General features: G+C 58.7%; 6 protein-coding genes and 1 pseudogene. 2 read left to right on the top strand and 5 right to left on the bottom strand.

All coding sequences use genetic code 11. From position 1 onward, the window contains the following. Positions 1-226 (top strand): annotated as a pseudogene (locus BLV07_RS48465) (class I poly(R)-hydroxyalkanoic acid synthase); the annotation flags it as partial. A 511-nt stretch (positions 227-737) separates the two neighbouring features. Then, complete coding sequence (locus tag BLV07_RS45385; RefSeq protein WP_176946197.1) at positions 738-2,471, top strand: adenylate/guanylate cyclase domain-containing protein; 1,734 nt, start codon at positions 738-740, stop codon at positions 2,469-2,471. A gap of 219 nt (positions 2,472-2,690) precedes the next feature. Here the strand turns inward: BLV07_RS45385 and BLV07_RS45380 are convergent, their stop codons facing one another. The 5 genes from BLV07_RS45380 to BLV07_RS45360 all read right to left on the bottom strand — a co-directional run. After that, positions 2,691-3,071, bottom strand: coding sequence for a nuclear transport factor 2 family protein (locus BLV07_RS45380; protein WP_091899093.1), 381 nt, complete (start codon positions 3,069-3,071; stop codon positions 2,691-2,693). Positions 3,072-3,119: 48 nt separating this feature from the next. Further along, positions 3,120-4,091: a PAS domain S-box protein gene (locus BLV07_RS45375; protein WP_244551466.1), complete on the bottom strand. Its 972-nt coding sequence runs from the start codon at positions 4,089-4,091 to the stop codon at positions 3,120-3,122. Between the two features lie 252 nt (positions 4,092-4,343). Continuing rightward, positions 4,344-5,690, bottom strand: a complete 1,347-nt coding sequence (locus tag BLV07_RS45370; RefSeq protein ID WP_091899091.1) for an adenylate/guanylate cyclase domain-containing protein — start codon at positions 5,688-5,690, stop codon at positions 4,344-4,346. 275 nt (positions 5,691-5,965) lie between these two features. Further along, entirely contained in the window at positions 5,966-6,898 is a 933-nt protein-coding gene (locus tag BLV07_RS45365; protein WP_091899090.1) for an ABC transporter substrate-binding protein, read from the bottom strand. Between the two features lie 203 nt (positions 6,899-7,101). Then, positions 7,102-7,405, bottom strand: a 304-nt coding sequence (locus tag BLV07_RS45360) for a transposase (protein WP_143035750.1), incomplete at its 5' end; no start/stop codon positions are given.

Raw genomic sequence — 7,405 nt, 5'->3', positions numbered from 1 at the left:
AGGCACCAAATACGGGCATTGGGTGAACGACGATTTGCCGCCCAGTCCAGACGAATGGTTCGTCAACGCTGCGCCTTGTCAACGGTCGTGGTGGCCGCTTTGGGACGAATGGGTAACCCAATTTGACGAAGGCCGCGTTCCGGCTCGCGACCCCGGCAGCGGTGGGTTGCCGATTATCGAAACCGCGCCCGGTTCCTACGTCCGCGTGAGATCGATGGCCTTGTAGGTTGCGGCGGAGGTGATCTGTCGCTGCGCGCAAATCAGAATTACGGAACGTTGATGTCCGCTCGGGTCTCAGCAGCTAATATCCCTGCGGAGCGATCCGGATGCCCTTGCCTGTCCGCTTTCAAAGAACGAGGTGTAGAAAATAGGGAGATCCCGGTCTCAGTATGCAAGTTCGGCATTTCCGGTATGGGTCATTCGCGTCGATTTGGCCGCGTCACCACCACGTCCGGTCTGGCCCCAGCTGCCGACGTGCCCGGCGCCATCGCGATCTTCGCCTTCGGGCCAGAAGGCGACATTGGCGGCCCGGACTCGATCTCTATCTGGTGCGCACCGCGGGTCAGCTCAGGCGCACCCCGGGTCAGCACAGTTGACGTTTCAACTTAGCGCATGACCGAAAGTCAAAGCGCGTTTGGCGCTGCGCTCTGATCCGTTTAGAGTATGGTGGGTCGGTGGGGCCTGGTGCGGCCATGGTGCAAGAGCGGGTCCGAGTCGAGCGAAGATTATCAGCGATCTTGGCCGCCGACGTGGCCGGCTATTCTCGGCTCATGCACAATGACGAAGAGGCGACACACGCCAAGCTGACGGCCCTTCTCGCCGGAGGTATCGAGCCCGCAATTGCGCAGCACGGCGGCCGCATCGTGAAGAACACCGGCGACGGGTTTTTGGCTGAGTTTCCAAGTGCGGTCGAAGCGGTGCGGGCTGCCATGCAGTTTCAGTCCCGCATCAACGCACTTACCTGCGACGACGCGGAAGACAGGCGCATTCTCTTCCGTGTGGGGCTCAATATCGGTGACATCATCGTCGAAGCCCATGACATCTTTGGAGACGGCGTCAACATTGCGGCCCGGCTCGAGAGCATCGCCGAACCCGGCGGCATCTGTATCTCTCAGACTGTCTTCAATCACGCGCGCGACAAGGTGCCGTTCGACGTTGAGGAAGCAGGTGAGCAAACTCTGAAGAACATCGCCCGGCCCGTCCACGTTTACCGCATCATCATCGACCCGGGCCCGCGGACTGCGACGCCCAAACGCGAGATTCCGGCGCTCGCGTTGCCTGACAAGCCATCTGTCGCCGTGCTGCCGCTGACCAATATGAGCGGCGACCCCGAGCAGGAATTCGTCTCCGACGGTATCGCCGAGGATGTGATCACGGCGTTGTCGCGTTATCCCTCATTGTTCGTCATCGCACGGAACTCGTCGTTCACTTACAAAGGGCGAGCGGTTGATGTGAGACAGGTCGGGCGCGAGCTCGGCGTCCGCTACGTGCTTGAAGGTAGCGTGCGCAAGGCCGGCAGCCGGATCCGCGTGACAGCGCAGCTCATAGAGGCGGCGACCAGCAATCATGTATGGGCCGAGCGCTACGACCGCGATCTGGCAGATATTTTCGCCGTCCAGGATGAGCTTACCGAAGCGCTGACGACTGCGCTCGCCCCCGCCATTGCAGACGCCGAGCTCCGACGCGCCATGCGCAGGCCGCCGGGCAGCCTTGATGCCTGGGCCGCCTATCAGCGTGGCCTGTGGCATCTGGGCAAAGCGACCGCAGAGGACGATGAGAGCGCCGAGAAATTCTTCAGACAGGCGATCGATCTCGACCCGACCTTCAGCGGCAGCTACAGCGCGCTCGCTCTGTACCAGCTGCAAGCGGCCGCGCTCTACCAGAAGATTGGCCTGCGAGACGCGCAACACTCGGCGGAGGCCTTGGCCCGCCGGGCGGTCGCGCTCGATGGTGCCGATGCCGAAGCCCGTTCGTGCCTTGGCTGGGCCTTGCAAGCACGCGGCGAGGCTGACGATGCGTTGGCGGAGATCGAGCGAGCTCTCTCTATGAGTCCAAATCTGGCGATCGCGCATGGCCATCGAGGCGCGACGCTGATCTTTGCCGGACGGCACAAGGAGGGGGTCACGTCTCTCAACGTGTGTATCAGGCTCGATCCCCGCGATCCCTATCTGGCAGTCCGCTTGTTGCACATTGCGTGCGGTTTATATTTCTGCGGCGAATACGAGGCTTCGATCGAGACCGCAAAACGCCTGATCCGGTCGTATCCGAATTTTCCGATGATCTACCGCTGGTCCGCGGCGGCGCTGGGCCAGCTTGGCCGCACGGCGGAAGCGAAGGAAGAACTGGAAAAGGCCGTCTCGCGCGCACCGGGGGCATTAGATATGTATGTCCGCAACAGAGCTCCGTGGTTTCGTCCAGAAGACCACGCGCATCTCGTCGACGGTCTGGGTAAGGCCGGATGGAGGGGGTGAGGCTGCATTGAACTGCGGGCCATCCCTTCTGTTTGCAGCGAGCTGTTCGACGTTTCCCGCACGACGTCTCTTGTCGGATTGCCAAACATCCGATTCGGGTCAATCGCGTCGGTTTGGCTCTCGGATGCGAACTTCCGGCCTACCCTTGTGAACCGACATGTCGCTGCACTTCGTCAACGGAAGCGATGGGCCATGAGCAGTCGCGAAGGCAGGGCGTTGCTAGCTCACTCGCTCAACAAGATGCGCACGCGAGGGTGCAGGGTCAAACCGATCGGCGAAATATTGCGTTTCGTTGGCGACCAGTCCTTCGCGGAATTCCATGATACTCACCGCGTATGATGGCATATCGTCGTAGGTAAGCACGAATTCAGTGACCCAGAGATTACCGCTCCCGATAATTCGCCGGACCGTAAAACGCTTCTTGTTTGGCTGGACGAACCTGCTCTCTTGAATGTTGTGCCGGCCCCGTATCCGCTCGCCGGATTGCGGATAATCTAGCACAGCATCCTCGTGATAGATCTCGTGTTCGGTCTTAAAGTCGCTCGTGTCCGAAGCATCCCAATGGCGCTCCAACGCCAGTCGCACGGTTCGATCATCCATCTCAATCTCCCACTTACCCCTCCCGCCTCTATCGGGCTTGTTGCGATCTCAGACCGGCAGTGCAATTTCGCAGACAAGTCCGTCTTTGCGCCAGTCAAAGTGAACTTTTCCCTTTAGCTGAGTGATCATTCCTTCAATGATGCGGCCACCAACGCCCTTTCGCGTGGGTTCCTGCGCGGCGGGACCACCTGTCTCGGTCCAGCGTAGATCCAATTGACCGCGAGCCTCGTGCGACCATTGCAGGTGGACCTGGCCGTTGGACTGGGACAAAGCACCGTACTTCGCGGCGTTGGTGGCCAGCTCGTGCAGCGTCATGGCAATTGCCTGAGCGACGCCGGGTTCTAACACGATATGCGGTCCATCCATCAGCAGTCCCTTCCCCGAATATGGAGCGAGTTCCTGTTCGGCAATCGCCGATAGATCGGCGCCTATCCAGCGTGTCGCGACAAAGAGCGAGCAAACCCTCGCAAGCGCTTCGATCCGCCCAACAATCGTCTGTTTGAGATCTTCAGGCGAGCTTGATTGAGAAAGATTAACTGCTGCCAGAACGCTCGCGAGCATGTTCTTGCTGCGGTGCTCGGCCTCGCGTGCCAATGTCGTGATCATCTCCTGATTTTTCTTTTGCTCGGTGATATCTCTCGCGATCTTTGATGCGCCAACGATCTTGCCGCTGGAATCCTTGACAGGAGAAACGGTCAGCGAAACGACAATGAGGCTGCCGTGCTTAGTTTGGCGAACAGTCTCAAAATGGTCGATGCGCTCACCTCGCCTGATGCGAGTAAGTATCTCGCGCTCCTCGCTTTGCCGGTCCTCAGGGATAACAAGCGTAATGGGCTGACCAATCGCCTCACTGGGCGAGTAGCCGAAGATGCGCTCGGCACCCCTGTTCCAGCTCAAAATGATGCCATTGAGATTCTTGCTCACAATCGCGTCGTCGCTGGATTCGACTATGGAGGCGAGCCAGCGCAACCGTTGCTCACTTTCGCGAAGTGCATTTTCAAAGTCGCTATTTCGCGTCATAGGGATGATCCCCTGGTCCAGAAGCTCAGCGGGCCTTGACGGCAAAATCATAGCACCAATGTTCCGTCCAGCATCGACCCGCCAACGTAGAAATCTGGTGCCAGTTCATGAGGTCGCCTTTGGGTCAAACTGAGAAAAGCTCAACGCGAGCAATTCGCGTTCGCTCGACCACGCGAAGCAGACCCCGAACCGGCGAGCGACGGCTTCTCCGATAGGCAAAGGAACGGTTGCGCATACTAACTCCTATCTCGATTACGCGCTCGCCGCGAAGATGTCCCATCGGCCGGGTAGACCCTTCAGCTCGTGAGTCCCGCGGTCTGAGAACTTCAGCCCGGCACCGGCAACTAGGTCGGTGACGACTCGCGAAACCAACACTTCATCTGGTCCGGCATGTGCCATTACACGCGCGGCGGCATGTACGGCGATACCCCCGATATCCCCTCCGCGCAACTCAATCTCGCCGGTATGAAGCCCCGCCCGCACAGGCAAACCCAAGCGCCTCGTTGCGGCTTCGAATGCCAGCGCGCAACGGATTGCCCTCCCCGGTCCGTCGAACGTGGCGAGAAATCCATCGCCGGTCGTTTTGACTAGCTTCCCGCGATGCTGCATCACGATGTGTCGCGCCGTTTGGTCGTGTTCATCAAGCACCCGGCGCCACGCCTGATCGCCCATCTCAGCCGCCCGCCGAGTTGAATCGACGATATCGGCAAAGAGCACCGTCACCAGCACGCGATCGCTATCCAGCGCAGTCAGCTCCCGGTGACCCGTAACAAACTCTTCGATATCGCCGCACAAGCGCGGCCTGTCTCCGGGAAAAATGAGGTGGTCACTGCAATCTGCGTAGCACAAGAATTGAGCGCCCGGAATTTGCGAGGCCAAGAACTGCCCATTCTCGATGGACATGACATCGTTTTGACGGTGTATCACCAGCGTCGGCACTCGAACGGAAGGAAGAATGGCCCTCACATCGATCTCGATGTTGTACCGAGCCGCCATCTTGAGAGCGCCTGGACTAAATGCCAGGCGTTCCAGCTTGGCGTACCGTCGAGCAACATCGGGCTCATCCGCGTGGCTTGGGAGAAAGTGGCGGAGGGTTACCCCAGTACCCCAGCCGGCTGCCCACAAGTTGTCCACGCGGTTCACTATGTCCTCTCCCGACGGCCTGAATGGATAGCCGGGGGCACTGCTAAATCGTGCAAAGGCGCCGAAGAGCACGAGGTGCGAGACCCTTTCGGGAAAGGTCGCAGCAAACATGACGCTGATCGACCCGCCCTCAGAGCAGCCCAACAGCACCGCGCGCCTCGATCCGATCGCGTCCATGACGGATCTGACGTCGTCGATGCGTTGCTCGAACGATGGCATGCCGAGGTATCGATCAGATAGGCCTTGCCCGCTCTTATCAAAAGTAACGACCCGCGCAAAAGTAGCGAGGCGGTCCAGGAAATCCGTATAGCCCGGAATTTCATGCAGAAACTCAACGTGAGTGATCATTCCCGGCACGAAGATCAAATCGATCGGACCATCGCCCATCACTTGATAGGCGATGTTTAATTCGCCACTCCGGGTATAGCGCGTCTCGGGCGGCTCCAGTGTGCTCATGCGTTCCACCAGCAGCTATCGACCGCGTGCAAACCGCTGTCGCTTCCTTCGGTACCGCAGCTCACACTATCACCGAAGCACCGGAAGCCAACGCCCGGTTTACTCCTCACGGCCAACATCGAAGCCTCGGGCGGACTTTGTCGCGATGGGTCATAAGCGGCCTTCGAAGCGAGCGCGGCCACACGTCTGCTCTACCGACGATAACCGACATCACGACGGGATTATCGTGGTTCGACTAAGGGCCAACAACGGTCTTACCGCACTTGCAGTATGCACTATTCGATTACCTCGTCGGCGTTGGCGATCAATGTAGGAGGCACGGTCACACCGAGCGCAGTTCTTAGGTTGATGAGCAGCTCAAATCTGGTCGGTTGCTCCACGGGTAATTCGGCGGGCTTTTCACCCTTCAAAATCCGATCAACGTAAACCGCCGCACGGCGGGCCATCGCCCGCTGGTCAACTCCATAGGAGATAAGACCTCCAGCCTCAAGAAGCTCTCTTACGTAGCCGCAGCTCGGCAAATTACGCGCAAGTGCGAGATCCGCGATCACTTTCCTGGCCTGAAAGATCAAGCTTTCGCCGTTAGCGACCACCCCTTGCATGCCTGCCTTTACCATCGCGTCAAATGCGGGCTCGAAATCGCCGAGCGCGCGGACCTCGAAACCTTGGGTATCAACGCCGAGCTTTATGCCTGCCTCGGTCGCCTCCTGAACATAGAGGCTCGATATTTTGACGTTTGGATTGATGAGCAAGCCAACACGCGTAACCGTCGGGACAATCTCCTTAAGATACTGCAACCGCTTCGCACTGAGCTGGACAGAAAAATTCGACAATCCCGTAACATTCCCACCGGGTCGTGCAAAGTTTTCGATCAGGCCGGCTCCGATAGGGTCAAAACCGAACAGGAAGACTATTGGAATTGTTTTGGTCGCCTTCTTTAAGTGCGGCGCAGCCGCCCCGGCACCAACCAATACATCACACTTTAAAGATACGAGTTCGGCTGCCATCCTGTCGAAAACCTCGGGCACTTTATCAGGAAAGCGATATTCTAGCGTTATGTTCTGTCCGTCGACATAGCCCTGCTTCCAGAAACCCTCAACCAGTGACTGATAGTATGGAGTTTCTTCTTCGATGTTGGCGGCATGCCAGAGGACGCCAATTTTGGGGATGCGATGCGGCCGTTGCGCGCGCGCTAGGCGTGGCCACATCGCAGCCGTGCTGCCGAGTAATGTGATATTCGCGTCGTCTCATGTGCTGCTCCAGCCAGAGACTGCTCGCGAGTATAGCAGCTTTTGGGCCTTGTCTGTACCGCGCTGCAGCGCAATGAGCGCGGCAATGTCAGCTCAGGGTCTTGGCCGTGTAAAAACGGCTTCAAAAGGCATCGGTCCGGAAGCTAGGAACCGCGCCTGTCTCAGATCGCGATCGCAGTGATCAGTGGCTTGGCCCCGACGATGTTCATGACCCGTGTAAGATTATAGGCCAAGACCGAGAGTGCCATCTCGGCCGCTACTTTTGGGAGCGTTTTGGTGAGGAAGTGTGTCGCTCCCATGCGGGCCTTCATCGTGCCGAACGGATGCTCGACCGTCTCCCGACGCTGACGCATGGCTTCTGGGTTTGCGTCAAGGCGCTGCTGCACAGCCTCAAGCAGATGCTCGTGCTCCCAGCGTGTAATTCGCCGCTCTGGTCCTGTCGTGCACTGCGATTTGAGCGAACAA

Origin of the sequence: Bradyrhizobium sp. Rc2d (assembly GCF_900099855.1) — a bacterium.
Taxonomy (GTDB): domain Bacteria; phylum Pseudomonadota; class Alphaproteobacteria; order Rhizobiales; family Xanthobacteraceae; genus Bradyrhizobium.
Note: the sequence above shows the minus strand (reverse complement) of the source record. Positions and strands in the feature narration are given on the sequence as shown.